The following is a 26,528-nucleotide window of genomic DNA, read 5'->3' on the forward strand; positions in this document are numbered from 1 at the left end:
CAATGAACATCGGAATACTCGGGGCGGGTCGTGTCGGTACCAACCTCGCGGCGGCGTTCGAGAAGGCCGGGCACGAGGTGGCCGTCGGTCGCCGCGATGCGCTCGACGCGGCGCTGACCGCGCAGGTTGTGATCAACGCGACCCCGGGCGACAGCTCTCTCGAACAGCTTGGCGACCTGCGCGACCGCCTGGACGGCAAGATCCTCATTGACGTCGCCAACGCGACGGTGGACGGCCCGGAGGGACTTCCCGCAGGGCTCTGCTACCCGGGATCGAGCCTCGCCGAGCAGCTGCAGCGGGCCCTGCCGGGCACCCGCGTGGTCAAGACCCTCAACACGATGCTGTTTCCCGTCATGACCGATCCGCGCGCTCTGACCTACCCTCCGACGGCCTTCGTCTCCGGCGAGGACTCAGCGGCAAAGCACCTCGTTCGCGGCCTGCTCGAGGATCTGGGCTGGCCCGGCGAGTGGATCATGGACCTTGGCGGGATCGAGACGGCACGGGCCACAGAGGCGGCGATGCTGTTCGTCCCCCACGTGATCCGTGCCCAGGGATTCCGGCCTTTCGCAGTCTCGATCGCCCGCTGAACCAGGCTCTGGCGATCTTTCTGTCGTGACGTCACCGCTGGCGACGGGCCGCACGCATGCGACTTGCATCGGTATCTGGCGTGATTCGTGCGGCGCTATCTGTCGTGCCTGGTGAGGGCTCTTTGCTTTGGGTGTAGCTCGTTCTCAGACAGTTCGAGTGTGCATAGACCAGTTTCCGGGTCTCATCCGAATGTGCCGGCCCGAGGCGGCAGCTCGACTGCTTGCTGGTCTTGCTCAAGGTCGACTGTCAGGTAGCAGAAGCAGCAGATGGGATTTCGGCTCGTCAAGGTTTCCCTTGTGCCCGGGTCGGTGGTGCCGAGTTAACCCAATGGTGAGGAATCCCCGGGGATCTTCTTTGTGGCTCCCGTCGCTGCCTGTCCCCGACAGTGGGGGTTGTGTCGGGCCAAGTCGGGAAAAAGCCCCGGATCTGGGAGAGCGATACCGCCACCCCGGTCTTGCGACCGTCCATCGCGTAGACGATGTGGTTGAACCCGTCGCTGTGGACACCTGTCCCACCGTGGTGAAGCCGCAGTCTCCCGGGTCCGGGTCCGTGCATACGAAGACGAACGTATCCGGCAGGTCGGGCTCCGGGGCAGGTGAGACGAGGAAAAGACCCCTCCGTTCCACCTCGCCCCGCACGCGACGATCGATCCTCGACACATCCACTGCCGCCATTGCAAGCACCACCATGCTCACTGGGACCACCCCGTTGGTGGCCGATCACAGTCTGGAGGTGGGACGGATGCAACCTCCTGGCCCACCAACGTCACCCCCGAAGCCGCCGCCGCCACCGCTGACAACAAATCGGCGCTCAACACTGGGACTTGGGGATGGGCTTGGCACACAGGCAGCACGCGATGCGAAACTCGGACGCGGCACGCACAACCTCCCAACGATCCGTCATCCGTCACGCCCATGCTGCCGGCGTGGGCGAACCAGGGCGGGGACATCACGTCGCCTTAGCGGGAATTCTCGGCTGGATATGACCACACCCCCGAAGAGAACTTTGGAAGCCCCCGGGGGTGCGCCCACCAAGGGCACAATTGGAGCTTTTGCGTAGGCTACGGCAGGTGACGAAGGCCTCGCCGAGCATGGGTTCTTTCGGCTGGGCGTCCTGGGAAGAGTCCGGCGCTCGGCGCAGGATCGGCCCAACCCGATACCCGGCTCCTCGGCCTGGTCCCGCCCCGGGCCGCGAGGGCAGGCCAGCGCGCGGTGATCGGCGCCCGGACCGGGCCCAGGGCGGCACTGGGCTCCTGGCCATCCGGCCGGGCGAGCTCGGGCCCTTCGGCTCGGCCGTGGTCAACGTCGAGCGCGACTAGTGGCCGATCATCCTTTGGTCGTGCTCCTCGAACGCTCGCTTCGCGGCCACATGAGCCATGAGCGAGCGTCGCGGACGTTGTCGGCGGCTCAGCGCGAATTCCCTGAGTACAGCCGGATACGGTGATCAGCTGCGGCCCGGTCCCTACTATGACCAGATGTGCGGTGCGTAAACACCGCAACGTCAGTGCCGAGCTAGAGCAGCCTTGCCAGGGCATCGGCCGAGGAACTGCCGGGCTCTGGCTGGTAGACGATGATCACCTGGTCCTCCGCTCCGGCGATGGTGAGGGTCTGCCGGCGCAGGGTCAGGCGGCCGGCGTCGGGGTGATCGAACCGCTTGATCTCGTTGCGGGACGGTCGTACGTCGTGTCGGCCCCACAGGCGGCGAAAACCCTCATGGGACTGCAACTCGGCCACGAGCGCGGCGGTCCGTGGGTCGCGCGGATCGGCTGCCGCCCGCAGGGCCGCGACTGTCTGTTCGGCGATGTCCGACCAGTCCGGGAACAAGCTGCGGGCGGCGGGATCGAGGAACACGTCGCGGACAAGGTTGCGACCAGGGTGGTACATCGGGGAGAGCGCCATGGCCGCCTTGTTGGCCATCAGCACGTCGAAACGGCCGTCGCGGACGTACGCAGGAGTGCTGCCCCACGAGTCGAGCAATTGCTGCACCTCGATACTGACCTCGCGGGCCCTGTGTGGTTCAGATGGTGGGGCGGCCAGGACACGCAGGTGAGCGGCTGCGTCCGGGTCGAGGTCCAGCGCCGTCGCCAACGCCTCCAAGACCTGTGGGGACGGACGCCGGTCGACACCCTGTTCCAGCCTTGTCAGGTACTGGACGGAGACGCCGGCCAGCTGCGCGAGCTCGTCGCGGCGCAGCCCGGGCACTCGGCGCCGGCCGTAGGACGCAAGCCCCACCTCACCCGGCCGCACGCGGGCCCGGCGCGCCTGGAGGAACTCTCCGAGAAGATTGTCGCGTGTCATCGCTTGTCGAGGGTATCCCTGCCTGGGTGCTGGCTGGCGATGCTGCGCCGGGGCATCGTCGAGGCCATGAAGACATGGTTCATCACAGGGGCCTCACGCGGCTTCGGACACACGTGGACAGTCGCGGCACTCGAACGCGGTGACCGGGTCGCCGCGACGGCACGCCGGCCCGAGACGCTCAACGACCTGGCCGAGACCTACGGCGACCGCCTCCTGCCGATCGCGCTCGACGTGACCGACCGGGCTCAGGTCTTCGCCGCGGTTGACCGCGCCGCAGAAGCCTTCGACGGCTTGGACGTGGTCGTCAACAACGCCGGCTACGGCCTGTTCGGCATGATCGAGGAGACTACCGAGGAGCAGGCCCGGGCCCAGATCGAGACCAACCTGTTCGGCCCGCTCTGGGTAACCCAAGCCGCTCTGCCGATCATGCGGACGCAGGGTAGCGGGCACCTCGTCCAGGTCTCCAGCATCGGCGGCATCGCCGCATTCCCGACGCTGGGCCTCTACAACGCCTCCAAGTGGGCCCTTGAGGGGATGAGCGAGGCCCTGGCTCAGGAGGTCGGCCCGCTCGGTATCAAGGTGACGATTGTCGAGCCAGGGCCGTACGGCACCGACTGGGCTGGGGCGTCGGCTGCGCACACCACCCCGATCGCGGCCTACGAGCCGATCCGGCAGGCCCGCCGGGCCGGCGCCACCGCCCGCGCGCCGCGCGACCCGTCGGTCACCGCGGAGGTCATCCTCAGCCTGGTCGACGTGCCCGAGCCGCCGCTGCGGCTGTTCCTCGGCAGCTACCCGTACCCGATCGCCGAGAGGGTCTACCAGCAGCGGCTCGCCACCTGGCAACAGTGGCGCGAACTGGCCGAGACGGCGTGACCCTGTCCGACCGCATCCCCACCCACGGGGCGGGGGATCTGCGGCAGCGGCAGGGCGCTCTCCTCCAAGGGTTGGGTCTGGTCAGCGGGGGTCGTTCTCGGCGGCCGCGGCGGCGTGCTGGGTGTCGGCGAGGGTCTTGTGGACGACGCCGATGGAGACTTTGACTCCGGCCGCTATGGTGCGGATGGATTCGCCCCGCCAAGTAAGCCGGAGGGCTGGGGTGAGCGTTAACGAGCGTGTCACCAGCCGCCACAAGGATGATCACGATGGAGTCCGGCTGGTCGCAGGGTTGAGGCTGCGCGCCAGAGCGCGCTCGCGCGCGTAGGCGCGTACCTGCGCGCGTACGTAGTCCCGCGACTGAGAGGCCGGACGCCAGCGTGTGAGCACCTGCGGCCAGTCAGTGGCGAACCGGGGCGGACGGGCGGCGACGGTCGCCGTCGCAGGGCGCGGCGGCCATCGACGACCACGCCGCCGAGCGGCCCGCGGGCTACGAGTGCGAAGACTGCGGAGCCTGGGTCGTCAACGACAACGCCTGGCACTGGACCATGGAGCGCCAATTGCGGCGCGTCAGCATCCGACGCATCGACAACAACGGCAGCAAGCAAGCCGGTAAGCGCCCTACAGCGCGGGCCCCGCCCGAAGGGTTCGGGCCGTGAAACAGGACGCCAGGCGGTCGGCGTTGGCCTCGCCCTCCAGCTCGGCCAGCACGGCGCGCTCGCTGTTGGCACGGACCCGAGTGGAGTGTCGAGGGGCGGGGATGCCTTGGCCAGCTGCCGCTCCACCAGGGTCTGGGTGCGCCGCGACAGGTTGACGAACATGGAGCTGATGTTGCTGCGGAGGTCGGCCTCCTCGCCCGCCAGCCGTACGGCCTGGCGGTGCACCTGGTCGAAGGCCTTGGCGACCTCGCCGATCTCGTCGTTGCCCTCGACGTCGATCGGGTGGATGTCGGGGGCGGCGTCGCCGGAGACGCGCAGCTTGCGCACCACGTCGGGCAGGCGGAAACCGGCGACCTCGAGCGCCTCGGTGCGCAGGCGGCGCAGCGGCGTGACCATCGAGCGCGCGATCGCGACCGTCAGCAACAGGACGAGCAGCAGCAGCGCGAGGATGGCGATTCCGCCGATGATGGCGTTGCGGGTCTCGGTGTTGCGCAGTTCCTGGCCGCGCAGCGCGACCCGGACCTTGAGCGTCTTCTCGACCGAGGCCATCATGCCGATGGTCGCGGTGTTGTCGTCGAACCACTCCTGCGGCTTGGTGCCTGCACGCCCGCACCGGATTTAAGTGATCGGCACCCGGGAGCGCGTCGGCCGCCATCACGGTCTCTGGCGCGACGTCGTACTCATCGAGCGGCGCAGCGCGGTCATCGTCTGAAGGAACCAGCGCCTTCACCAGCCCACTTGCCTGACATGACTGAACGCCCTTCGCGCAGCCGAGCAGCTAGTTCGCTTGACTACCCCAGATAACGATGGACCTGAGAGGCAGCCATCAGTGCGTCACGGATCCGCTGCCACCTGACTGGTTGGAGTCCGGCCTTCCCGAGAACCGATGACAGCCCGCTCATCGCCTACGCCGCAGCCCTCATCTGGCACCGCCGGCTCATCAAATGAGACGATGCCTTAACCGGCGGCTTGCAGATGGAATTGCAGGTCGGAGGCGCCTGGCGTCTCCAGGACCGACACCGCGATCAGGCCGGCGGCTGCGGCAAGGCTCTCGAATTCTGGGCGGGTATACCAGTGCAGTACCCAGGGGCGGTCCACGATGGTGCTCTCGCCGTCGCGGTACCGCTCGTAACGCAACACCGTCGTCTGCGTCCGCGCGGAATCGCTACGCTCCTCGGACAACACCGAGACACGCAACTCAGCACCGTCGTCCGCCGTAGCGGTGCGCACTCGGCCGATCTGTTCGGCAGGTGTGGGCGATGGGACAAACAACGGCACCAGGGCGGTGCCGCCCCCGGCGAGATGATTGCGGATGCGGTGGAGGGCAGCCAGAGCGATGGAGTCGTCGGGAAGCAGGTTGAAGGTCGGCCCGGCAAGAAAGATCGCACGGTAGCGGCGGGGCAGATCAAGCGCCTCCATGCGCTGGTGGTAGACGACGACATCGACGCCTTGCTTCCGCGCCCGGCGACGGCACCGCTGCAGCATGTCCGCCGAGGAATCAACACCCTCGACGTCCAGACCGCGCCGACGCAGGTCGAGCAATGGATCGCCGTCCCCACACCCCAGCTCCAGAGCCGGGGAACCAGCCTCTTGGACAAACGCCGCATAGGGCTCTGGATCTTGGGCGACAGACTTCAGCGGCCCGTATAACTCGGCGACGATGCCTGTGTAGAAATCAGCAGGAAGCACGCCCGCACCTTACGCTTCAGCCGAAGGCTCGGCGACATCATTTCCACTGCCTCGCCACCCGCTCACCAAGTGAACGACACCCTGACGAGCGCACCGGGCATCCACGCGCTTGACCGGCCTGACCGATCAAGCCCGGCCGGAGTCGAAGAGAGGGAACGGCCGCCGCACCACTGAAGATGATCAATACTCGGATCTCGTCCGAGGAAAGCTTCCAAAGCGGCTCACATCCCCATGCAGGCGACTTCGGAAATTGACACGCGCGACAGCGTTCGCCCAGGTCGATCAGTCCCGAAATCCGTCCCAAAACCTTCCTCATCCTTCTTGAGTTTCGGGACGGTCATTGCCTGGGGCATAGCCGCTCCAGGCGCTCTTGACTTCTGAGGTCAGCCCATGTCGCCGGGGGCATCTCGCGGAGCGTGTAGTGCTTGCGCGTCGGGTAGGTGCGTAGACTCAAGATCGACCGATTCGTCACGAACGGGGAATCACAGTGATCGATCGTCTGGCGCGTGCCGTGATCGCATTCCTGGTGTTACCGGCCCTCGGTGCGTGCTCGGCGCCAACTGTGAACCCACTGCTGAAGAACCCGGCCCAGTGGCCGCTGGTCAAGCTGAAGGGCCTGACCAGCCACGGGAAACTGCCCGATGAGGCCGACCGGGCACTGGCGCAGATCACGGTCGGTTCCTACGACATGATCGCGTGGATCCACTCCTCTGGCCGGTGCGGGCTGTCCGGCTCCGGCTGGAGCATGTACGTCGACATGACCAAGTCCGAGGGGAACCCGCAGCGGGAAGAGGGGTTCTCCGGGCCGGTGGAGCCGGCGGTGGGTATTTCCAGAGAGAGCAAGGTCCGCTTGTTCTGCACCCCCACCAGGATGCTGATCAGGGTCGAGGGGCAGATGTCGGAGCCCTCCGTCTCTGGCGACGCGGTCGCGCAACCCGTCAACGGCGGGCTCAACGCCGTCGTCGGCTCGTGGGAAGCTCAGAAGGAGTCGCTGCCCGGCGCGACCGTGACTCCAGGTGGATAGTGGGTCAGCTTGCCCACGACGGCCCCCTCATGCCCCAGCCCGGCCAGGAACACGTGCCGCCAACGTCCCGCCGACTACCTCACCCATGCCGACCTGCGCGGCCCGCACGACCGCCAAGGCCGAAGGCGCGACATCGAACAGGCCATCACCGCGGCGATCGCGAACACCGTCTCGCTGTGAGCGACGGTCGACGGAGCGTAGCCAGGCCCCAAGTCCGTGAAGCGGTGACGGCGTGTGATGACTAGTAGTGGGTGACGACGTCCTCTTCACGGAGCTGGCCCGGTATCTGACCCAGCCGACCTGATCCCTCGACTCGAGATCCGCAAAACAAATTGCGCAAATTTATTGCGCAATTCTTCTTTCGCTTCTACCTTGGATGCATGGCCCGGAGAAAAGTGCGTCGCGTCAGGGACCTCGAAACGCTCAAGGCGCTGGGGCATCCGCTGCGGATGCAGCTCTACCGTGCGCTCAGCGTGGCCCGTCGCGCCACCGCCTCGCAGCTCGCCGACCAGGTCGACGAGGCGGTCTCGCTGGTCAGCTACCATCTGCGCAAGCTGGCCGCGCACGGGCTGATCGAGGAGGCCAAGCAGGGCGGCAAAGACGGGCGCGAACGCTGGTGGCAGATGGCGGTCGGCGGCTTCAGCGCTCAGGACGAGGACTTCAGGGACGCCCCGGAGAGCGAAGGCGCCTACATCGCGCTGTCACGGTTGCACGCTCGGCAGCGCTTCGAGATGTACCAAAGCTACCTCGACACCAAGTCCGCCTGGCCGGACGACTGGCGCGACGCCTCTTTCACCTCCGAATATCTGATGTCGCTCACCCCGGGGGAGTTCTGCCGCCTTAAGGGGGAGATGAATGAGCTCCTCAAGAAGTGGGAGGCGCACAGCGACGCCGCCTATGAAGCTGGCGACTGCGAGGGGCGCGAGAACGTCGCCGTGCACACGAACGGCTTCCCGTTCCGACCGTGACGACCACCCAGGAGATCACGATGCACCCAGACTTATACCTATTCGTGGAGCGCGTGCGAGGCCGGGAGCTGCGGGAGGAGGCTGACCGGCAGCGCACAGCCCGCCTGGTCGTCCCCGCGTCGGTAATCAGCGCCGTCGAGGAGAGGCTCGGCTGGGCGCTGGTGAGGACGGGACTTCGGCTCGTGGACCGCCACGCCTGCACGCCTGCACGCCGCAGCACTGGTCGCCATCCGTGCCGCCTCAATGATTGACGACCTCAGGGGCGACGTGCCGCAGAACCTGGCGGCTCATCGCCAACCCTCCTGCACGGAATACGGCGACTGCGCCTGCTGAAAACCTCATCCACGCAGCTCAGGCGGCATATGAGTATTCGTGGAGGAACCCCGCTGAGCCGGTCTTGTTCCAGATGCCCCAGTTGGCCGCAGTCGGGCATCTCGACATAGCGGCAGCGCGGGATGGCCGCGGCCACCTCTCGGCCCAGCTTCGGCGGGCAGACCCGGTCGTCGCGGAAGGCGAGCACCAGGCAGGGCGGCCACATTCCGCTCAGCGCCCGTCGCCGGTCGGTGAAAGCGCCCATCTGGGCCACAGCGCCTGCCACGTCCTCGGAGCCGTACTCCAATAGGTCCAGCCACATGCGCGCCGACCAGTCGTCGTCCCAGCGTCACCGGCGACAGCGACTCCATCGCCCCGTTCACGGCACGGAACGGCTTGTGCAACTCGAAGCAGGACTCCGCGAGGTCGAGCGCCGCCTGGAACTGCGCCCGGCGTGCCGCGTTGAACCTGGTCCGGCTGTGCGCCTGCGGGCGCGCTGCTCGTGCGCTGTTCCGGTCGAGATCAGATTCGGGCAGGATGGGCGACATGCAGGACTGGGCGCTTGATTTCGCCGAGTATGTCCGGGAGCTGTTACCCGACGAGTTCGCCGAGCCGTTCATTGCCCTGGCTCGTCCGGCCATCAGGTTGTCGATCGCCGAGGAGGGCGAGACCGTGGTCGGCCGGCTGGGCGGCCTGCCTCGGCTTCCTGAGGGGGTGTCGTGGCCGTGCGCCGACGATGGTGGTCCCGCGATGCGGTTCCTCGCCGAGCTGGACTGCGCGGAGCTCGCGGCCTACGAGTCGGACATCGGCCTGCCCGTCGAGGGCGCGTTGTTGTTCTTCGCCACCTGGGACAGCACGCTCGCGCAGGTGATCCTGCTGCCTGCTGGGGCCAGACGTGTGCCCGATCGCGAGGTGCCCGTCGGCGGGGAGATGCGGGTGTTCCCCGAGGTTCCGCTTGCCGCCGAGACCGTGGCCAGCTGGCCGACGCGTGGCCACGACGACCTGGTCAAGCTGGGCGATGAGTTCTGGGATCGTGTCGTGGGGGAGGATCCTTGGGAGGTGTTCGCCGACATGCTCGCAGAGTTCGCCGAAGCGGAGGGCGGCCGTGCGCACCAGGTGGGCGGCTACTCTGACGCCCTGCACTGGCCAGTCGAAGCCGCGGCCGCTTACGCGGCTGGGCTGAACCCGAAGGATCCCGGCTTCGCGGCGGAGGCCTCCCAATGGGTCAACTTGCTCCAGCTCGACGAGGACAATGGGATGATCTTCGGAGATGGAGCCATCCTGATCTTCGGCATCCGCCGGGACCGGCTTGCCGCCCGCGACTTCAGCCAGATCTTCCCTTACGTCCAAGGGCACTAAATGACTCTCCGCCGGGTGTCCCTCGACTTCGCCGAGGCGGGTTCCCTGCTCGAGTCATCCAACTGCCGGCCTGTGCGCCCGAGCTGAATCCGGTCGAGGGTGTCTGGGCGCACCTGAAGCGATCGCTGGTCAACCTGGCGAAGAAGACCCTCGCCGAGCTCGCCCGGCTGATCAAGACGAGGTTGAGGAGGATGCAGTACCGACCTCAGCTGATCAGCGGCTTCATCGCCAAAACCGACCTCGACCCCGACCCGAAGCCGCCATAACCTCAGCCTTTGAACCTTTCTAATATCTGTTGCGGCGGCGAAACTCGGTTCGCAACGATGCGGGTCGTGAAGCGACAAACGTGTAGCGGCCCGCTCGCGCTGCGAGCTATGCGAGAGCCTCGCAAGCCGGATTGTCCCAGTTACGCACTGGCGACACAGCGGTGATCTCACGTGGGGCTGGTGCCTCAGTCTCACGCGGATCCGACCGCGGTATGGACTGAGGACGGCCTCACCCTCGCGTGGGGATGGCTGGACCAATCGAACGACCTGTCACTCCAGCTCGATCCGGCTTGCCCCGACCTGGCCGACGATGTCCTGGCCTGGGCGGAGCAGGTGGCCGGCGGCCCGGTGACGGTGACGATCTCCGAAGCCGAACAACATGTGGCGGACGCCCTTGTCCGACGCGGTTTCGTCCCCGCGCACGAGGGCCCGTTCTTCGCCTGCCTCACCCGTGCCCTTGAGGATGTGCCGGACGTTCCACCGATGCCGCCCGGCTACACGATCCGTGCCCAGTACAACGACGTCGACGTTGCCCGACGTGTTGCGGTGCACCGAGCGGCCTGGAGTTCAGAGGACATCACCGTCGAACGCCACATGCGGATGCGGGAGACCTGGCCATATCGGGGTGAGTTCGACCTGATGGCGGTGTCTCCGGAGGGCCAGGCCGTCGCCTACTGCCAAGGCTGGTACGACGAGACCAACGGCATAGGGCTGTTCGAACCAGTAGGCACCCACCCCGACCACCGCCGTCTGGGCTTGGCCCGCGCGGTGGGCACCGCTGTACTGCGCGCGTTTGCAGCCGCCGGCGGTCGCTCCGCGATGGTCTGTCCCCGCGGCGACGCGGACTACCCAGTCCCCAAGCTCATTTACGAGTCTCTGGGCGTCCGATCAGCGCCAAGGCCGAGCTGATGCTGTCCTTCAGTTCCACGCGATCATCCGGGTTATCTGAATCAGTGATCTGGAAGCGCAGTCTGGCCATCAGGTGATCGAGTGCGTGCGGATCGTCGCCGAACGGCTCTACGTTCGCCGACCCCGACCTGGTGGGCGTGACCTGGACTTGCCTGACCCACAGCCATCCAGAGCATGATCTGCGGGTCGCTGATCTGCAATGGCATGCAACGGCGGGCTACCGGCTGCTGGCGGTTATGTAGGGCCGGGGGTCAGTCGAGCTCTCGCGCCGATCGAGAACCGGTCAACGCGTGCGAGGGATCACGAACCGCTCGTGCCGGGAGTCCAGCCAATCCGCGTTGATCTCCTCGCCGGTCAATCGGCCCGCCAGCACGAACGCCGAAGAGATGCTCTCCTCGATCGATTCACCGTTCTCGTCCAGACGGAACCTCAGCCCGTTCATGACGGGGTCCAGAACGGTGACGTCGGCTCCTGTCCGGGACTCGGGGAAGGTGAAGGACAAGCGCACCATCAACTCGCCGTCCGCCGCGTAGCCGATCTCCTCGTTGCCGCCTATGTCCCAGCTCACGCTTAGCGCCCGGTGCCCGTCCCGAGAGAGTCTCATAAGGCTGTCTTCGAGCACGGCGTTGTGGCCTTCCACCTGGATGACCAGGCTCCATCCGCCGGCTGGCCCGGCCAGGATCACGCCGTCACCGGGCTGGACGTGCAGGTCCTCGCCAATCTGGGTGAGCGTGCATGGTCGGGCGGACGTGAGGTCGGCGCCGAGCAGGGCGGCGGTCGCACGAGGATCTCGGCCCTCGCACCACAGGGCGGCGAATCGCTCAAACGGGGTTTCTTCGTCGTCGTATAGCTCTGCGTAGGAGAAGAGCAGGTCGTACAGTCGCGTGCCCGAGTTCATGAAGCCTCTTTCGCTGATAGGGGACGCGTGGCGGAACGACCGGAGCCGCTCCGCCACGCCGCATCAAGGAGCCCTTTCCAACCTGATGATGCGGGTCAGTAGCGGTAGGTGCAGGGCGGGCGGGATAAGAAGACGGTTCCGGTAAGACTGCAGTCGAACATGATCCGATCCCCCATCGGCAGCCTCGTTGCGGCCTTACCCGGTTGCCGTTGCCGCTGCCTCATCACACCGTGGTCCGGGTGGCTGCGTCTGAGGCGTGTGGCAGTCGGCGCACGGCGGCGGAGGCCAGCGGTAGGACGGCCGCGACAGCGTAGATGAGGCCGGCAGTCGCGGCTACCTGGAAGCCGCCGAACCTGTCGGCCAGCAATCCCACGCCCAGCTGGCCGATCGGGATCGCGATGTAGGACAGCAGGTCGTCGTAAGACGAGACGCGCGAGAGCATATGCGCGGGGATGTGCTCCTGCAGCGAGGTTTCCCAGCCAACGGCGGCGATCGAGGATCCCAATCCGGCGACCAAGGCGACGGCGATCAGCCAGGGCGCGGGCAGGCGCGCGCCGAGTGCGAGCAGGGGGAGCGCGCCGAGCACACTCATCAGTTGGCCCAGCCGCAGCAGGTGCCTGACCACCAGCCGGTACATCAGGGCGCTCATCACCAGCATGCCGATGCCACGGGCACTGAGCACGAACCCCCAGGCCTCCTCGCCACTGAGCTGCCTGGTCAGCACAGGCCCCAGGATCTGCCAGGTGCCGACCTGCACCAGGTTGATCACGCAGAAGCACAGGGACACCGTCCACACCCAGCGGACATGCCGGAACGCGGTCCAGCCGTCGCGGATGTCAGCCAGCATCCTGGAGGAGGGCCGCGGCGAGGTCGGAGCCGCAGCGAGGGACAATCGAGCGAGGAAGCCCGCAGCCAGGAGGTAGGTCAGCGCGTCGAAGGCGATGGCGGGACCGCCACCGGCAACCGCGACCACGATCCCAGACAGGCTCGGTCCGAGAATCTTCGTGGAGTTTCTCACCGATGCCAGCAAAGCGTTCGCCTGCCGTACCCGAACCCCGGGGACAAGCTGGGGCACGATGCCGCGCAGAGCCGGCGTGGTGAATGCGGCGAGGACGCCGCCGAGGAACGCCAAGGCGGCCACCGGCAGCAGCGCGTACCTCCCGGTGAGCAGGAGAGCGGCAACGCCGCCCCGAGCGAGGGCTGAACCCAGGTGGGCGGCCACCAGGACCGTTCGGCGCGGGAGCCGGTCGGCCACCGCCCCGCCCACCAGGAGGAAGGCCAGCAACGGCACCATGTGAGCGGTCAGGACGACACCGAGGTCGCTGGTGCTACCCGATGCGTCCAGTACCCCGAACGCCAGCGCAACCGGTGCCATGGAACTGCCCAGCAGGGACACCACTTGTGCGGAGAGGAACCAGCGGAAATCGGCCAGTTGCATGAGAGTCGAGCGCATGGGCCGGGAGTGTGCAGGAGCACCGAAGCGGACACTATCGTTTCGGCAGGAGGCGAAAGATAATGCTGTTGCGGTTGAGCACCCTGGCCCTGTCACGGTCCCGGTTCGCGCTGTCCCCGCTCGCCGAGACACTGGGGTCGATGATGGTGCTCGGCAAGCCCTGCACCGATCCATGGCTGGCCTCCTGGCATGCCCGCCACCACGGCACGTTCCGTGCCGCTCTCGAGGCGGACCCCTTCGCCGAGGGCCTGGTCAGGTTGCTGGGTTCGACCAAGTGGCTGCCGAGTTACGTCGTGACCCCGCCGCCGGGCGGCATGCGCACCACCCTGGAAGACGAGCTCGCGCAGGTCAGCCGGGCGCCCGATGAAGAGGTGCGCGCTGAGTTGGATGAATCAGTGGCACGCAGCTGGAAGCAGCACAATCTGGACTGGCTGACCGGACGAGGCTGGGCGGCCCGCACCGCCGACCTGCTCAAGTACACATGGCAGGCCCACGTGGCCTCCGACTGGCCCCGCCGGCGGGCTCTACTGGAACGCGATATCACCTACCGGGCGGGGCTGCTGGCAGCCTACGGCTGGCCGCGCGCTGCAGCACATGAGCCGCCGCAGCGCCTGGGTCGGCAACGACGCCATCCGCTTCAGCGACCAAGCCCTCCCGGACCGCGTCGTCGGCGACGAGGGCATGTTGTTCGTCCCGGTCAGTGTGCTGAGCAGCGGCACGTGGCTGTGCGAGGCACCGCCGACGTCGTATGCACTGGTCTACCCGGCCCGTGGATCCGCCGACGGCGCGGCGCGAACCCGGCTCGCCCGCTCGCTGGAGCGGCTCATGGGTGCCGGCCGCGCGGCCATCCTCCACGAACTCGAACACCCCGCGACCAGCAGCGAACTCGCCGCACACCTGGGCCTGTCACTTGGCACTGTTGGCGGCCACCTGACCATCCTGCGCGATGCGGACCTCGTCGTCGGCACGCGGGTCAGTCGGCGCATGGTCTACCGGCGCACCGAGACCGGTCACCTGCTCGCCGGCCGAGGGGAGGACTGAACAGCTCCCGCAGAGGCAACCGGTATCACGTCCTGTTCGGGGCAGCTCAAGATCTTCGCCGACAGGAAGTACCTGAGCTCGGAGCGGATCGCCGCGATCGTCTACGAGAGGGCCTGGCCGGCATGCTGGTGATGGCCTCGGTCCACAAGGAGATCCGCCGGCCCGCCCCCGGCCGCGGCAGGCACCGGGTCCTGCTCGCCAGCCACGACCACGGACAACTCCACTTCCGCAACCTGTGGGTGCCAAGAACTCTGTGCCTGCCGATAATGTCATCCGTGCAGGTCATTCGGCTTTGCGCTTGCCGAAAACTCCATCCATCCAGGTCAAGCGGCATGTGAGTATTCGTGGAGAACCCCTCCGAGTCGATCTCGCCGGCGTACGCTCAGGTTGGCGATACGGCTCGGATCTGTGATCAGATCCGGGACGGCGCGTAGGGGAGCTGCTTGGGCCAGGCCTTGATGGGCGCGGTGCTGGTTGTAGAACTCTTCGTACTCGCGCAGGGCATGACGCAGGTGGCGTTCGTTCCAGATCAGGCAGCGGTGCACCAGCTCGCGGCGGCACGACTGCACCCATCGCTCCATGACCGAGTTCATCCGCGGCATCCGGATACCGGTGAGCACGGTCTGGATGCCGATTTCTGCGAGGATCTCGTCCATGAGGGCCGGGAACTTCGCATCCCGGTCTCGGATCAGACAGCACGCCCGGCAGCCGGCATCGGACAAGTCCATCAAGAGATTCTTGATCGCCTGGATGACCCAGCTCGCGGACGCGTCTGGTGGAATGCTCGATGACCGACAGAATGTACTGGCGTTGCCCGTCGAGGGTGACGGTTTCGATGAAATCGCAGGCCAGAAGAGCGTCGCCTGCGAGCGCAGAAAGTCGGCCCACGTGGTCGACGCCCGCTCAGGCGCCGGATCAAGCCCTTCCTGCTTGAGGATCTCCCAGACCGTCGACGGAGCCACCTTGATACCGAGCGTGGCGAGCTCGCCATGCACCCGTCGATATCCCCACGACGGATTCTCGCGAGCAAGACGCAGGATGAGGACACGGATGGACCGCAACGTGGGTGGGCGCCCACGCCGGTTCGGCCGGCAGGTACGGGCATGATGCCGCTTCACCAGATCGCGATGCCAGCGCGGAACGGTATCTGGGCGGACGAGGAGCCGCAGTTGGCACAGGACTTCACGAGGCAGTGGTGCCAGGAGCGCGGCGAGAAATGCCCGGGTCCTCGGCGGCGGATCTCACGCGGGCGTCGGCGCCGAGCTGCCGTTGAAGGACGGTGATTTGGTGGCGCAGGTCGAGAATCTCGACGTCCTTGTCCCGATCGCTCATCGGCAGCAACCGCAGCGCGGCGAAGGTGTTCGTGACGGCGAGATAGGCCAGGCGAAGGAGCACGGCTGATCATCATGCCGCACAGGTTGTCTCTCCTGGTGACCGGAGATTGCCCACGCCAGGAGAAGACCTGCAAGGCCAGCGACCTGCCCGGATGACATTTTCGGCAGGCACAATCGAATACAGCGCCGGATCGGCCCCCCGACCTGATTCATGTGTTTTGCCCGAGCTACCTGGTAATGGGGGGATAACGCAGATCAGCACACGCGACGGTTTTGCCGCTGGGGCGGCCTACGCTGGACTCGGCACTCATCAGTCGAGGTCGAGAAATTGATTGACCTTAGATGGCCAATCTTCGGAAGCTAGTCCAGCGGCAACAAGTAGATCGCGCCATCAAGCTCCATGAGATCGACTGCCCCATAAATCGATCCACGCTTCCCTGTGCGATCATAATAACCGCTGCCAGGGTGCGTTCGCTCGCGTTACCGTCGAACACCTTATTGTCGACTTCATGAAGCATCGAGCAGATAGTAGCAGAATCTTCCGGAAAGTCCTGTTTGATTTTCTCTGTCAGACGCTTCGTGACGGGCATCCATGCCTCCAAGGATCCATTAATTACATTGAGAGGCGGGTATGGGAGTGGTGTCTATCTCGAGGGGAACATTGCGCCTGCCGAAAACTCCATCCATGCAGTTCAGCCCCGTGTGAGTACTCGGGGAGGATGCCACCGAGCCGGTCTCGTCGGCGCCTGTTCAAGGCGACGATTCGCGCTGGATCCGTGATTGGTCCGAGGCAGGCCGGACAGGGACGAGCCCGTCACCCTCAACCACCCCTCAGCGTGACAGCCCGGCACCCTCCGTCACCATCGAAAGAGCGACAGAGTCGTTACCTGGACAGACCCGGCTGGCCGCCGGAGCGTCTGGCACGAGCTGGGCTGAGCCTCGGGTTGGGTGCGTCAGGTCGCGGGGGAGAAGCCGGGTGGTGGAGCCGTCTGCATTCGGAGGCCGTCCATGAGCAGTGAAAGTAGCTGGTCGGCTTCGCCTGGCGTGTGTTCGGTAGCCAGGGCGATCGCGTGGGTGAGCCTGAGCAGTTGTGAGGTGCCGACGTCAGGACGGACAGCTCCGGATTGTTGGGCCCGGATGAGCAGGGATTTTCCAGCCGCGCGTATCAACTCCTGGCATGAGGCCGGGGACTGTTCTTGTCCGGTCGCGGTGGACATGAGCCAGGCTGCCAGGCCTCGATAGGTGGTGACGTGTGCGACGAGGGCCCGTAGCCAGGTGACCAGCGCGTCATCGGGTGACTCGCGGCCGAGCAACTCCTCCGCCTGAGCGCACAGCGCCTGGACTCGGTCCCGGAAGACCGCGTCCAGCAGGGCCTCCCGGCTGGGGAAATGCCGGTACAGCGTAGCGTTGCCGACTCCCGCGTCACGGGCGATGTCGTCCAGGGAGGCATCGGCTCCGTAGGCGGCGAAGGCGTCCCTCGCCGCCGCGAGGAGCCGATCGTAGTTGCGGCGTGCATCGGCGCGCATGGGGCGTTGTGCCGCTTCAGGCGCGCCGGTCTCCGGCTTGATCACGTACGGTCCCTCGGTCGATGGTTGCAAATCGGGGAGTATCCCCGTATCGTACCCGTACCGAACCGGGGACAGTCCCCGATTATGCCTCTCGTGTCTGCGAGGGGCGTCGGGTTGGGAGGTGCGAACCGATGTCCAAGGAACTGGATGAGTGGCATAACCGTCTGGGCGGATTCGTCAGGCGGCCGACGTTGGAGGCGTATGCAGATAAGTACTCCGACCATTTCGTCATAGAGCGCAACGGCGGGGTCATAGAGCTACGAATGCACTCCAAGGGCGGCCCCGCCGTCTACTCCCTGGGGCTTCACAACGCTTGGGGCCAGGCGTGGCAGGAGATCGGCAACGACCCCCGCAACGAGGTCGTGATCCTGACGGGAACCGGTAACGCGTGGCTGGCCGGCGTCGACCCTGCCTCCTTCGCCCAGCCGTTTCATGAATGGCCCGGCGATGTCGCCCACGAACTCTACTACGACGCGATGAAGCTCCTGGAGAACCTTGTCTTCGGAGTCGATGTCCCCACCATCGGGGTGGTCAACGGTCCCGGCTTCCACACCGAGCTCGCCCTATTCTGTGACATCACACTCGCCGCCGAGGACGCGGTCTTCTCCGACGGGCACTTCGCCGCTGGGCAGGCGCCGGGCGACGGTCTGCAACTGGCCTTCCAATCCCTGCTGGGGCCCAAACGGGCCGCTCATGCCTTGTACACCAGCGAGCGGATCGATGCTCGCAAGGCGCTGGACCTGGGACTGGTCAACGAGGTGCTGCCCACCGACGAGCTGCTGCCTCGCGCACGACAGATCGCCCAGACGATGATGGACAGGCCCCGATCCACGCGACGCCTGACCCACGCCATCGTGCAGCGCCCCTTCCGGCGGCAATTGCTGGAGGATCATGGATTCGGCATGGCCCATGAGCTCTTCGGCGTCTTTACCGACCGTCCCGGCAACCGGGGTTAGCAGTGGCCGGCAATGACGGCGGCACCGCCGAGACGACCCTGGATTGGTACGGCTGCGCGACCTTCCGCCTGACCATCGGCGAGCTGGTCGTCTTCCTCGATGCCTACATCGATCGGTTTCCCGGTGCGCCGGGACCCGACGTGCGCACCGACGATATCGACAGAGCCGACTGGATCGTGATCGGCCACTCCCATTTCGATCATTTGTGGGGCGCGGAACGCATTGCCCGGCGCACCGGCGCCACGATCATCGGCAGCCACGAAACCATCCGGATCATGGAACGAGAGGGCGTTCCCGACGACCAACTGCTACCGGTCAGCGGAGGCGAACGCATCCGCCTGTCGGCCGACGTGACCGTCGCGGTCTACCCCAGCTTGCATTCCTCGGTCTGGACCCACCAATTCCCCGCATCCGACGAAGCATGCCTGGGCGATCTGTGGCTCACCTACCAGGAACGCCAGGTCCGTCAGGCTGAACGCCCCCCGGCCACCGGGCTGGCCGGCCTCTCTGCCCAGATGCTCGCCCACTTCCAACGCAGCAACCAGCACCCGCGCGGCGATGGCGGCGCACTTGTCTACCTGTTCGAAACCAGCCAAGGCAGCCTGCTGTTCCAAGACACCTCCGGACACTGGAGCGGCATCCTGCGCAACCTACACCCCGACGTGGCCATCCTCGCCGCAACCGGCAGGCCCACCCTCGACGGCGAACCGATCCAGGGCAGCCTCGCCGACTTCATCGCCCTGCAAGCCCAACTCCTCCATCCCGCACGAGTGATTCTCAGCCACCACGACGACTTCCTGCCCGGCCGCACCATCCCCGCCGACATCGGCCCGATCCGCGCCGCACTGGCCCGCGCAGCCCCCCGTACCGAACTGATCGAACTGACCTACACCAGCGGCTACCCGCTGTTCGCCGAATCGTGACAGCAATCCGAACCGGTCGATTGCCAGAATTTGAATGCGTATAGGTGCATTGTGACTTTTCATCACGACCCAGCGAGGACCGGCCTGCTGCTGGTCGACCCCTACAACGACTTCCTCAGCGAGGGCGGCAAACTGTGGCCGCGGCTCAAGGAAGTTGCCGAGGAAGTGCATGCGCTGGGCCATCTGCGCACCATCGTGGACATAGCTCGGCGGGTCGGTGTCCAGGTCTTCTTCGTGCCCCATCACCGCTGGGAACCGGGCGACTACGAGGATTGGAAGTTCCCGACCCCCACCCAGGTGGCCTCTGCCGAGCTTCAGGCCTTCGCCGAGGGCACCTGGGGCGGCGCCTTCCACGACGATTTCCAGGTCCAGCCGGGCGACGTCGTCATCAAGGAGCACTGGGCGCAGAGTGGTTTCGCCAACACTGATCTGGACCACCAACTCAGGCAGCGCGGGATCGACCACGTCGTGACCGTCGGCATGCTCGCCAACACCTGCATCGAGTCCACCTCGCGTTCTGCGACGGAGCTGGGCTACCACACGACCCTGGTCAGGGATGCGACTGCTGCCCTCAGTCGTGAGGCGATGCACACCGCCCACGAGATCAACGGGCCCACCTTCGCACATGCGATCGTGACCACCGACGAACTCGTCACCGCTTGAAGAGTCGGGGGTCGATACTGGCAGGAGCCGTTGATCGAGTGATCTGTGTTCTCTGCGGCCGAGCCTGCACTGGTTACCGTTCGTAATCACTGGGGGCGTAGCGGTTCCCTGTACCGCGTCAAAACGCCGTTGTGGTCCTCTGCGCTGCGGTTTGACTGAGTTTGTTAGGGCGGACAAGATCACGCCTTGTGCCTGTTCGCCCGCTCTATCTGATCACGGTTCGGGTGTTCGGCTGACTGATGTTGCTGGGGCGCAGCCAAGCGTCGAAGAACGTTGAGATCATGGTGCTGTGTCACGAGGTGGCGGTGCTACGGCGTCAGGTCGCGCGCCCGAAGCCGGACTGGGCAGATCGGACCATTCTCGCGGCGCCGGCCCGGTGGTTGCCGACGGTGTCGCGCGCCCATCGGCTTGTCACCCCGGCGACCTTGCTGGCCTGGCATCGTCGTCTACTCCGCCGGACCTGGACCTACCCGCATCGGCTCGGACGTCCAAGGACGAGCCGGGAGATCCGGGACTTGATCATCCGTCTGGCGCGGGGGAACCCCGCGTGGGGCTACCGTCGCGTGCATGGGGAACTGGGGCGGCTCGGCTACCAGGGGTCGTGGTCATTTTCCAACGAGACTTCTCGATAAGCGCTGAGCCGCAGGTCAGCGGGGTTCGTCTCAGGTGGTCCAGCCGTGTTTGGTGATGAGCTTGGCCAGGGCGTGGCGGAGTTGGTTGATGCGGTCGAGATGCCGATGGTGATGGTGGTGTCGGTGGCGTGGTAGACGGTCTGGCGTCCTTCCGCAGCGGTGCGGGCGCCGGCGTGGATGCGGCCGTGCAGCGCAATGAGCTTGCGTGGATCGCTGTGCTCAAGGCCGTCGATGGTGAGGTAGCACAGGAACGGGCCGCACTCGGTGAGCGGTCCTTCGGGCAGCCCGGCTTCGAGGGCTTTGCGGATCTTAGCCCTGTCGTCGCTGGTCATGGGACGTCGTCCGAGCCAGTCCGGCCAGCCGTCGGGCCGGACAGGCACGGTGTGGGTGCTGGGGCCTTGAGCTTGTTGATTCTGCTCGGCGGGTTTGGTGTCGTCCGGGTCGATGGTCATCTCGCCCAAGCTGGCTAGCGGTCAACGGTGAGGTGGCGCAGGGCGGCCCGTTTGTCGTCGTCGGTGGGCCGGCTGTAGATACGCAGCGCGTCGAGGCGGGAGTGGCCGGCCAGTTCAGCGACGGTGACGAGGTCTTCGCCGCCGCGAATCAGCTGGGTGACGAAGGTGTGGCGGCCGATGTGGGCGGTGGTGGGGTCCTCCAAACCGGCGGCCTGGGCGATGGCGGTGAAGATGGCCGAGGCGGCGCGGGTGGACAGGCGCCCGCCGCGGCGGTTGAGGAACAGGGCTCGCTGGGTGGCGGCGCCAGGCCAGGTTAGGCGTTCTTGTCGCGCTTCACCCGCACCGCCTCGCACCCGGCCTACCAGGCGATGTTGGAGATCGGGTGTACGGCGCGCACCACGTTCGTCGCCCGCTACTTACACGACCGCGACCTGCAGCGGAAATCGAGGAAGGGCTGAACGTGGTAGAGGCGTGGAACCGCGCCGACTCGGTGATCTGCTACGGCCGCGGGGCGAGATTTCCACCAACCGGCGCGATGAGGTGGGGATGACGGCGCTGTGTCTTCGGATCTTGCAGGCCTCGCTCGGCATGGTGAATGTCCTCATGCTGCAAGACGTGCTCGCCGATCCCGAGTGGGCCGCCCTGCTGACCCCGGTCGACCGGCGCGGTCTGACCCCGCTGTTCTGGCTGCGCGTCCGCCCGTATGGCGAGGTACGCCTGGACCTGAACACGCGGCTGACTATCGGCAGCCTCGGCTCGCTCGGAGGAGTGGGATGAGCCGTAATGCACAGCATGGCCGAGATGGCAGGGAGTGCCTATGGGATCTTCTTCAGATCGATGGCGATTCGCTCGGCGCTCAGTTCGTAGCTCACCAGTCTGCCGTTGGTGGCGAGCCAGAAAATGGCCAGCGTGCCAGCCGGGCCGTCGTAGTCTACTTGTCGAATGCGGAGTCATCATGGAGGCGGTGTGACCTGGCGGGCGATGCGCTGGCGCGGGGAGCGCGAGTTTCCTCGACGCGCTCTGTACTCCGGCTGGATACGGCGACGACGGGCCGCGCCGGATCCGCGGCAGCATCGGCGGTTGCTCGACGCCGGCTCCACGCTCGTTGATCTGGCCATGTTCGCGTCCCTGCTCGACCAGCGGGTGCCGGACCGGCCCGGCGGGCGGCCGGTGCCGAGTCGCTACGCGATGACGCTATGCGTCACCCGCGTGCACCTCGCCGGCCACCTCATCGGGGACGTTACCGCGATTAGCGACCGCATTGTCGCGCTCGTTGGCGACGCGAAAGCGCCCGCATGACCACGGACCGGCGGGTCCGGCGGACGCGATCGCTGCTGCGCCAGGCGGCCATCGAGGTCATCCGTGAGAAGGGCTTTCGCGCAGCCCGGGTAGGCGACATCACCGAGCGCGCAGACGTCAACCGAGCCACCTTCTACGCGCACTACGCCGACAAGTACGCGTTCGCCGAGGCGATGGTGCGCGATGAGATCCGGCACCGGTTCGCCACCCGGCTCCCGGCTGCGCCTGCGCCGGTCGCCGACCTCGTCCACGCCCTGGCGGTGCTGCTGTGGAAGGATTCCAGCCGGGCGGACGGCTGCCGGCGGAACATCGACGTTCTGCGCCCGCTGATCCAGCGCGCGGTGCGTACCGAGGTGTCTGGCTTGCTCGTCGAACGGTACGCGTACGAGTCGGCCGTGGCGGCGCACATCGTCGGCTCGACGATCGTTGGCGCGGTTTGCTGGTGGCGGGAGAACGGGTTGCCGGACACCCCACCCGACCAGGTGGCCGACGAGGTGACCCGAGCGGTGTTGTACGGGCTAAGGCCGACACCATAGTGACCTGGGTACTTCTGCGGTCATGAGCTGCTCACCGTTCGGCACCATGCTCGCCTGCGGGCGGCGTACAGGATGCCGCTGAACGCCGCCACCTCGCAGCCGCGCACCATGCCCGTCCACCAGCGGGCTCACCACCGAAGCTCCTCCCCGACCGGTGGTCGGCCCGCCCGCGGGCCGTCGAGGAACAGCGCCGCAGCCTGGCTGTGCAGCTGGAATGGAAAGTCATTGACGACCCGCTGCTTCCACGGTCGGCTGACGATGGCGTGCGTCATCCGTCGCGCGCCACGCGGACGTCGCATGATCATGTCAGCGAGCTCCCACGCCCGGTCCACCAGGCGCTCGCGCGGCACGATCTCCGACACCATGCCGTACTCGAGTGCCTGCCGCGCATCCACCGCCTGGCCGGTGTAGATGTGGTACGCGGCTCGCTTGGTGCCCATCAGTTCCTGGAACGTGAGGCTTTGCCCGTCGCCGGGCGCGGTCGACACCAGGAAGTGCGGGTCGAAGAAGCGTGCGTCCTCGGTGCAGATCGTGATGTCACAGGCGAGCGCGATCTCGGTGTGCGGTCCGGGCCCGTTGACAGCGGCGATCGTCGGGACGTCGACGCCGAAGACGAAGTTCTGCACCAGCTTCGCCGCGTCCTCGTACATCTTGGCAATGTCGTCAACCGTCCGATCGAAATGCCCCTCGGCGCTGCGCCGCGCGTCCAGCCAGTGGTCGCCGGTACCCGTGAGGATGAGCACCTCATTCTCCGGATCGTTACCGACCTCCAGCCATGCCTGCCCCCAGGCGTTGTGACCGGCAAACGTCTGGACGTACGAGTCGCCGTCGGTGTGCATGCGGAGCTCGATGATGCCGTCGCGGCGGCGCATCACGAAGAAGTCGCGGTACTTCTCCGCGTACTCGGCGAAGTCGGGGCGGCTGACAAGCCCCGCCCAGCTGGCTGTGTTCAACTGATCGGTCATGCGATCATGCTCCTCGCGTGCCGCAGCCGGCTCAATCCTCAAAAACCGGCCCGTGATGGATACCCGACAAACCACAGAAAACGTCGGATTCGGGCCGAGCGGCTTCGCCATCACACCTCCTTCTCAGCGTTATACCGAGAGCCGCCTCGCGCGGCCTTCAGCACCGACATCTCCCGGTTGACGGTGTCGGCGTCGACGTGCCCCACTCGGATCCATGTCATCAGCCGCAGAGCGCGAGGTTGGTCATCTCGATGTCGAATAACGTTCGATTCTCAACACCCTGGCCGGAGGCCTCTTCATTCCTCGAACTGGAGGAGTCTGCCGCCCGCAACCACGTAGCCCGCTGCCGCGCCTGCAGGCATCGCCTTCGCACACCAGTTTCTCGGTATCGGACCTGGAGCGCGCGTCCCGACTTGGTAGCGCGCCCAAGACCAGACACCCGGATCTCGGGCGTCCCGCGATGGTGGGAGATTGAGGGGCAGGCCGATCTGCCGGAGGACCCCTTATGACCACTCACCGCTGCGACCGCCCAGACTCGGCAACCACCGAGCCATGGAGATGCCCCGAGTGCGGCCTGCTGTGGGAAGCGCTGCCCACCTCACCCGTAAGACAGCTCAGGCAGAAGCTCAAAGTCGGCAAGCTCCGCTTGTTAGGCGTCGTGGCTCAATGCGTCCTAGCGCTGGCCGTGGGCTGGATCATCCGGTCCCCGAGGTTCATGCTCCTCGTGTGCGCGGTGTGCGTCTTAATCCTCGCGTCCTGGTACTGGCAGGAACGCCGGGAGATGAGACGACTGGCCGTGAATGAGGACCAGGCCAACCAAGCAGAGGGCGCATTCGAGGCCTGACAAAGCGACTCCCTCGAAGACCGCAGCACCGCCTCCGCTGGATCAGTTGCAGCTCTACACCATCCCAGAGGCCGCCAGGCTGCTCCGTGTTTCCAGAGCACACGCATACCGCCTGATCGCAGTTGGCGATCTCCGCTCTGTGGACGTCAGCCTTCGCGGCTCAGTGCCACATGATTTCCGCAGGTTGCTGGCCGCCGAGCTGGTCAAATAACGGGCTCCCCATCCACATCGGCGCCGCCCTCCGTGGACATGTGAACCTGCAAACGACTCGGGGATACGTCGCGGCGTTCAACGAAGACCTCGTCCGCCACTACCAGGCCTACCTCGACCGCCGCCGCCAGGCCGATGAGTACCGCCCAGTGACCGAATCCGAATGGCTCGGGTTCGAAGAACACTTCGACGCAAAGTCGAGCTAGGAGGATGCGCCCGGTCCTACGGGACCCCTTGCCAGCATGAACACGCCTGCCTGAGACGCCCCATGATCAACATTAACCCAAAGATGCTGCCCCGACTCGACGAGATCGAACTCGATCTTCTGGCCCGCCGAGCCCGCGCCGAAGCCGCCGACGGAAGCGACGCGGGCGGTGAAGGTGAGCGGGCGGGTCGTCCCGAGCACAGTGAGGCGGCCAGTGACCTTGGCGGTTCCGGCGCCGTCGGCGACGACGCCGGTGGCGGTAAAGGTGAACGTCGGGTACCTCTCGACATCGAAGAAGTCCGCGGAGCGCAGGTGGGTGTCGAGCTTGGCCTGCTTGCTGAGGATCGACGCGGCCTCGATGGTCAGCGTGCCGTGCGCGGAACCGTCGGGGCCGATCTCCCCTTCGCCGCTGAATTCGGTGAAGGCGGCCCTGATCGTGGCCAGCCCCCACATCGACTTGTGGTTGATTTCCACTGAGGACTTGGTCGCGTTCAGGACCCAGGACCCGGCGGTGAGGTCGGACAGTCCGGTGGAGGGCTGGGCGGGGTTGATGGTGTGGTTCGCCATGGCGATCGCCTTTCACGGAGAGACAGGGGGTGAGTAGCTATTTGATAGGGGCGTTCTGCTCGGATTCGGGCGGCGCGATGGAAGGCGTGTTCAAGCTGCTGGGCAGGCCTGGTCGTCGCCTCACTGATGGGCGGGCGGTCCGGCCTCTTCGAGTGCTGTCCGGCCGACTCGCCGAGTTGCCCGCCGAGGGCCTCGTCCTGCGGGGGCGAGGCCTGACCTGACAGAGCAGGGCCAGGCTGCGGCCCGCACTTGTCGAACTCGGACGCTAGGCCGAGACATGCCTGCCCAACCGTTCGATGCCCCGCTCCGGGCTTCGCGGTCCAGCTCACGACCGCGCGGCGCTTCAGGGTGTCTGTGCGTGGCCCGGCGGTTTCCGCACCGCCGGACCACACGCGGGTCAGGCGAGGCCGAGCTGCTGGTAGAAGGTGTTGTTGTCCCAGAAGAGGAACTCCTCCTGCATCACGCCGTCCTTGTTCCAGATGCCGACCGTGACCATGTTGATGGAGAACTTCTTGCCCGTCGGCTGGATGAAGCCGCCCTTGCCGTCCGGCATGGGCTTCGTGAAGGTGCCCTGCATGACGCCGGTCACCGAGGTCAGGTTGCCCTTGGCGATGCGGTTCGGGTGCTCGGTTATGCGCGTGTCCGGCGCCCAGACGAACTGGCTCTTCATGTCGGCGATGTGCTGGGCGAGGCCGTCCGTGTAGTGGCCGTCAGGCCAGTGGACGCGGATGTTCCGCGCGTGGCTCTCACCGATCCGGTCCCACTGCTGACCGGAGTAGACGTCGAAGTCCAGGTCGTCGAAGGTCTCCAGGTTCTTGCGCTCCTCATGGGTCAGGTTGGTCGGCCAGGACGACTCGGCCTGCGAGGTGGCGGCCGGGTTTCCGAGCGGTTCCGGGCTGCTCGTGGCCGAGGCTGCCAGGCCGGTTCCGGTGGCTACCGCGGTGAAGACGAGGGCGCCCAGGGCGACGGCGCCCGCGCCCTTCAGGACGTTGCGGCGGTTGATCATGTCGAAACTCCTTGTCTGCAAGATCACGCTGAGGG

The 26,528-nt window shown here is 66.4% G+C and carries 31 protein-coding genes; 17 read left to right on the plus strand and 14 right to left on the minus strand.

Annotated elements, in window-relative coordinates; all coding sequences use genetic code 11:
- Positions 1-2: 2 nt before the first annotated feature.
- Positions 3-587 (plus strand): NADPH-dependent F420 reductase, encoded by a 585-nt coding sequence (locus KIK09_RS40040; RefSeq protein WP_214324717.1) that lies wholly within the window; start codon positions 3-5, stop codon positions 585-587.
- A gap of 1,512 nt (positions 588-2,099) precedes the next feature.
- Here the strand turns inward: KIK09_RS40040 and KIK09_RS40045 are convergent.
- Positions 2,100-2,885, minus strand: coding sequence for a helix-turn-helix domain-containing protein (locus KIK09_RS40045; protein WP_214324718.1), 786 nt, complete (start codon positions 2,883-2,885; stop codon positions 2,100-2,102).
- A gap of 66 nt (positions 2,886-2,951) precedes the next feature.
- Between KIK09_RS40045 and KIK09_RS40050 the strand changes: the two genes are divergently transcribed.
- Entirely contained in the window at positions 2,952-3,758 is an 807-nt protein-coding gene (locus tag KIK09_RS40050; protein ID WP_250574571.1) for an SDR family oxidoreductase, read from the plus strand.
- 239 nt (positions 3,759-3,997) lie between these two features.
- Here the strand turns inward: KIK09_RS40050 and KIK09_RS40055 are convergent, their stop codons facing one another.
- Together KIK09_RS40055 and KIK09_RS40060 are read right to left on the minus strand one after the other, a co-directional pair.
- Complete coding sequence (locus KIK09_RS40055; protein ID WP_214324719.1) at positions 3,998-4,963, minus strand: HAMP domain-containing protein; 966 nt, start codon at positions 4,961-4,963, stop codon at positions 3,998-4,000.
- A 408-nt stretch (positions 4,964-5,371) separates the two neighbouring features.
- On the minus strand, positions 5,372-6,103 hold the full coding sequence (locus tag KIK09_RS40060; protein WP_214324720.1) for a class I SAM-dependent methyltransferase: 732 nt from the start codon (positions 6,101-6,103) through the stop codon (positions 5,372-5,374).
- A gap of 562 nt (positions 6,104-6,665) precedes the next feature.
- Here KIK09_RS40060 and KIK09_RS40065 point away from each other — a divergent pair.
- The 5 genes from KIK09_RS40065 to KIK09_RS40085 all read left to right on the plus strand — a co-directional run bounded on the left by KIK09_RS40065 (position 6,666) and on the right by KIK09_RS40085 (position 10,941).
- Entirely contained in the window at positions 6,666-7,127 is a 462-nt protein-coding gene (locus KIK09_RS40065; RefSeq protein WP_214324721.1) for a hypothetical protein, read from the plus strand.
- A gap of 9 nt (positions 7,128-7,136) precedes the next feature.
- Positions 7,137-7,307, plus strand: coding sequence for a hypothetical protein (locus tag KIK09_RS40070; RefSeq protein WP_214324722.1), 171 nt, complete (start codon positions 7,137-7,139; stop codon positions 7,305-7,307).
- 200 nt (positions 7,308-7,507) lie between these two features.
- On the plus strand, positions 7,508-8,095 hold the full coding sequence (locus tag KIK09_RS40075; protein WP_214324723.1) for an ArsR/SmtB family transcription factor: 588 nt from the start codon (positions 7,508-7,510) through the stop codon (positions 8,093-8,095).
- Between the two features lie 849 nt (positions 8,096-8,944).
- Positions 8,945-9,766, plus strand: a complete 822-nt coding sequence (locus tag KIK09_RS40080; RefSeq protein ID WP_214324724.1) for a YwqG family protein — start codon at positions 8,945-8,947, stop codon at positions 9,764-9,766.
- A gap of 437 nt (positions 9,767-10,203) precedes the next feature.
- The gene (locus tag KIK09_RS40085) at positions 10,204-10,941 is read left to right on the plus strand and encodes a GNAT family N-acetyltransferase (protein WP_214324725.1); all 738 of its coding nucleotides are present in this window, start codon (positions 10,204-10,206) and stop codon (positions 10,939-10,941) included.
- 283 nt (positions 10,942-11,224) lie between these two features.
- Here KIK09_RS40085 and KIK09_RS40090 read toward each other — a convergent pair whose 3' ends face one another.
- Together KIK09_RS40090 and KIK09_RS40095 are read right to left on the minus strand one after the other, a co-directional pair.
- The gene (locus tag KIK09_RS40090) at positions 11,225-11,839 is read right to left on the minus strand and encodes a DUF6461 domain-containing protein (RefSeq protein WP_214324726.1); all 615 of its coding nucleotides are present in this window, start codon (positions 11,837-11,839) and stop codon (positions 11,225-11,227) included.
- Between the two features lie 223 nt (positions 11,840-12,062).
- Entirely contained in the window at positions 12,063-13,466 is a 1,404-nt protein-coding gene (locus KIK09_RS40095) for an MFS transporter (RefSeq protein WP_308164606.1), read from the minus strand.
- A gap of 420 nt (positions 13,467-13,886) precedes the next feature.
- Here KIK09_RS40095 and KIK09_RS40100 point away from each other — a divergent pair, with 420 nt between their 5' ends.
- Entirely contained in the window at positions 13,887-14,333 is a 447-nt protein-coding gene (locus tag KIK09_RS40100; RefSeq protein WP_214324728.1) for a winged helix-turn-helix domain-containing protein, read from the plus strand.
- 323 nt (positions 14,334-14,656) lie between these two features.
- On the opposite strand, the gene KIK09_RS60270 is transcribed toward KIK09_RS40100, so the two are convergent.
- The 4 genes from KIK09_RS60270 to KIK09_RS40120 form a co-directional block, all read right to left on the minus strand.
- Positions 14,657-15,328 carry an integrase core domain-containing protein gene (locus KIK09_RS60270; protein ID WP_214324729.1) on the minus strand — a complete coding sequence of 224 codons (672 nt, stop codon included), beginning with the start codon at positions 15,326-15,328 and terminating at the stop codon, positions 14,657-14,659.
- Positions 15,329-15,515: 187 nt separating this feature from the next.
- Entirely contained in the window at positions 15,516-15,728 is a 213-nt protein-coding gene (locus KIK09_RS40110) for a hypothetical protein (RefSeq protein WP_214324730.1), read from the minus strand.
- 277 nt (positions 15,729-16,005) lie between these two features.
- Positions 16,006-16,257, minus strand: a complete 252-nt coding sequence (locus KIK09_RS40115) for a hypothetical protein (RefSeq protein ID WP_214324731.1) — start codon at positions 16,255-16,257, stop codon at positions 16,006-16,008.
- 363 nt (positions 16,258-16,620) lie between these two features.
- Positions 16,621-17,238 (minus strand): TetR/AcrR family transcriptional regulator, encoded by a 618-nt coding sequence (locus KIK09_RS40120; RefSeq protein WP_308164609.1) that lies wholly within the window; start codon positions 17,236-17,238, stop codon positions 16,621-16,623.
- Between the two features lie 128 nt (positions 17,239-17,366).
- Here KIK09_RS40120 and KIK09_RS40125 point away from each other — a divergent pair, with 128 nt between their 5' ends.
- From KIK09_RS40125 to KIK09_RS40135, 3 genes are read left to right on the plus strand one after another with little or no spacing between them, the layout of a single operon-like run.
- Positions 17,367-18,191: an enoyl-CoA hydratase/isomerase family protein gene (locus KIK09_RS40125; protein WP_214324732.1), complete on the plus strand. Its 825-nt coding sequence runs from the start codon at positions 17,367-17,369 to the stop codon at positions 18,189-18,191.
- 2 nt (positions 18,192-18,193) lie between these two features.
- Positions 18,194-19,114, plus strand: coding sequence for an MBL fold metallo-hydrolase (locus tag KIK09_RS40130; RefSeq protein WP_214324733.1), 921 nt, complete (start codon positions 18,194-18,196; stop codon positions 19,112-19,114).
- 51 nt (positions 19,115-19,165) lie between these two features.
- Positions 19,166-19,777 carry a cysteine hydrolase family protein gene (locus tag KIK09_RS40135; RefSeq protein WP_214324734.1) on the plus strand — a complete coding sequence of 204 codons (612 nt, stop codon included), beginning with the start codon at positions 19,166-19,168 and terminating at the stop codon, positions 19,775-19,777.
- Positions 19,778-20,366: 589 nt separating this feature from the next.
- Here the strand turns inward: KIK09_RS40135 and KIK09_RS40140 are convergent.
- Both KIK09_RS40140 and KIK09_RS40145 read right to left on the minus strand, forming a co-directional pair.
- A complete protein-coding gene (locus KIK09_RS40140) occupies positions 20,367-20,861 on the minus strand; it encodes a hypothetical protein (RefSeq protein WP_214324735.1) in 495 nt (164 codons plus the stop codon).
- A gap of 14 nt (positions 20,862-20,875) precedes the next feature.
- Positions 20,876-21,214, minus strand: a complete 339-nt coding sequence (locus KIK09_RS40145; protein ID WP_308164610.1) for a tyrosine-type recombinase/integrase — start codon at positions 21,212-21,214, stop codon at positions 20,876-20,878.
- 15 nt (positions 21,215-21,229) lie between these two features.
- On the opposite strand from KIK09_RS40145, the gene KIK09_RS60750 reads away from it, so the two are divergent.
- From KIK09_RS60750 to KIK09_RS40165, 4 genes are all read left to right on the plus strand, one after another.
- The gene (locus KIK09_RS60750; protein ID WP_372455746.1) at positions 21,230-21,319 is read left to right on the plus strand and encodes a hypothetical protein; all 90 of its coding nucleotides are present in this window, start codon (positions 21,230-21,232) and stop codon (positions 21,317-21,319) included.
- A 13-nt stretch (positions 21,320-21,332) separates the two neighbouring features.
- Positions 21,333-21,638: a Tn3 family transposase gene (locus tag KIK09_RS60275; RefSeq protein WP_214324737.1), complete on the plus strand. Its 306-nt coding sequence runs from the start codon at positions 21,333-21,335 to the stop codon at positions 21,636-21,638.
- A gap of 303 nt (positions 21,639-21,941) precedes the next feature.
- Entirely contained in the window at positions 21,942-22,160 is a 219-nt protein-coding gene (locus KIK09_RS40160; RefSeq protein ID WP_214324738.1) for a hypothetical protein, read from the plus strand.
- On the plus strand, positions 22,157-22,696 hold the full coding sequence (locus KIK09_RS40165) for a TetR/AcrR family transcriptional regulator (protein WP_214324739.1): 540 nt from the start codon (positions 22,157-22,159) through the stop codon (positions 22,694-22,696). The genes KIK09_RS40160 and KIK09_RS40165 overlap by 4 nt, the downstream gene beginning before the upstream one ends.
- 128 nt (positions 22,697-22,824) lie before the next feature.
- On the opposite strand, the gene KIK09_RS40170 is transcribed toward KIK09_RS40165, so the two are convergent.
- Positions 22,825-23,772, minus strand: coding sequence for an enoyl-CoA hydratase/isomerase family protein (locus KIK09_RS40170; protein ID WP_214324740.1), 948 nt, complete (start codon positions 23,770-23,772; stop codon positions 22,825-22,827).
- A gap of 689 nt (positions 23,773-24,461) precedes the next feature.
- On the opposite strand from KIK09_RS40170, the gene KIK09_RS60755 reads away from it, so the two are divergent.
- Positions 24,462-24,716, plus strand: coding sequence for a helix-turn-helix domain-containing protein (locus tag KIK09_RS60755; protein WP_372455747.1), 255 nt, complete (start codon positions 24,462-24,464; stop codon positions 24,714-24,716).
- A 40-nt stretch (positions 24,717-24,756) separates the two neighbouring features.
- Positions 24,757-24,921 (plus strand): hypothetical protein, encoded by a 165-nt coding sequence (locus tag KIK09_RS40180; protein WP_214324742.1) that lies wholly within the window; start codon positions 24,757-24,759, stop codon positions 24,919-24,921.
- Here KIK09_RS40180 and KIK09_RS40185 read toward each other — a convergent pair.
- On the minus strand, positions 24,918-25,487 hold the full coding sequence (locus KIK09_RS40185; protein WP_214324743.1) for a YceI family protein: 570 nt from the start codon (positions 25,485-25,487) through the stop codon (positions 24,918-24,920). The genes KIK09_RS40180 and KIK09_RS40185 overlap by 4 nt on opposite strands.
- A gap of 397 nt (positions 25,488-25,884) precedes the next feature.
- Entirely contained in the window at positions 25,885-26,493 is a 609-nt protein-coding gene (locus tag KIK09_RS40190) for an ester cyclase (protein WP_214324744.1), read from the minus strand.
- Between the last annotated feature and the right edge of the window lie 35 nt (positions 26,494-26,528).

It is taken from the genome of Nonomuraea sediminis, from assembly GCF_018531495.1.
GTDB classification, from domain to species: Bacteria; Actinomycetota; Actinomycetes; order Streptosporangiales; family Streptosporangiaceae; genus Nonomuraea; species Nonomuraea sediminis.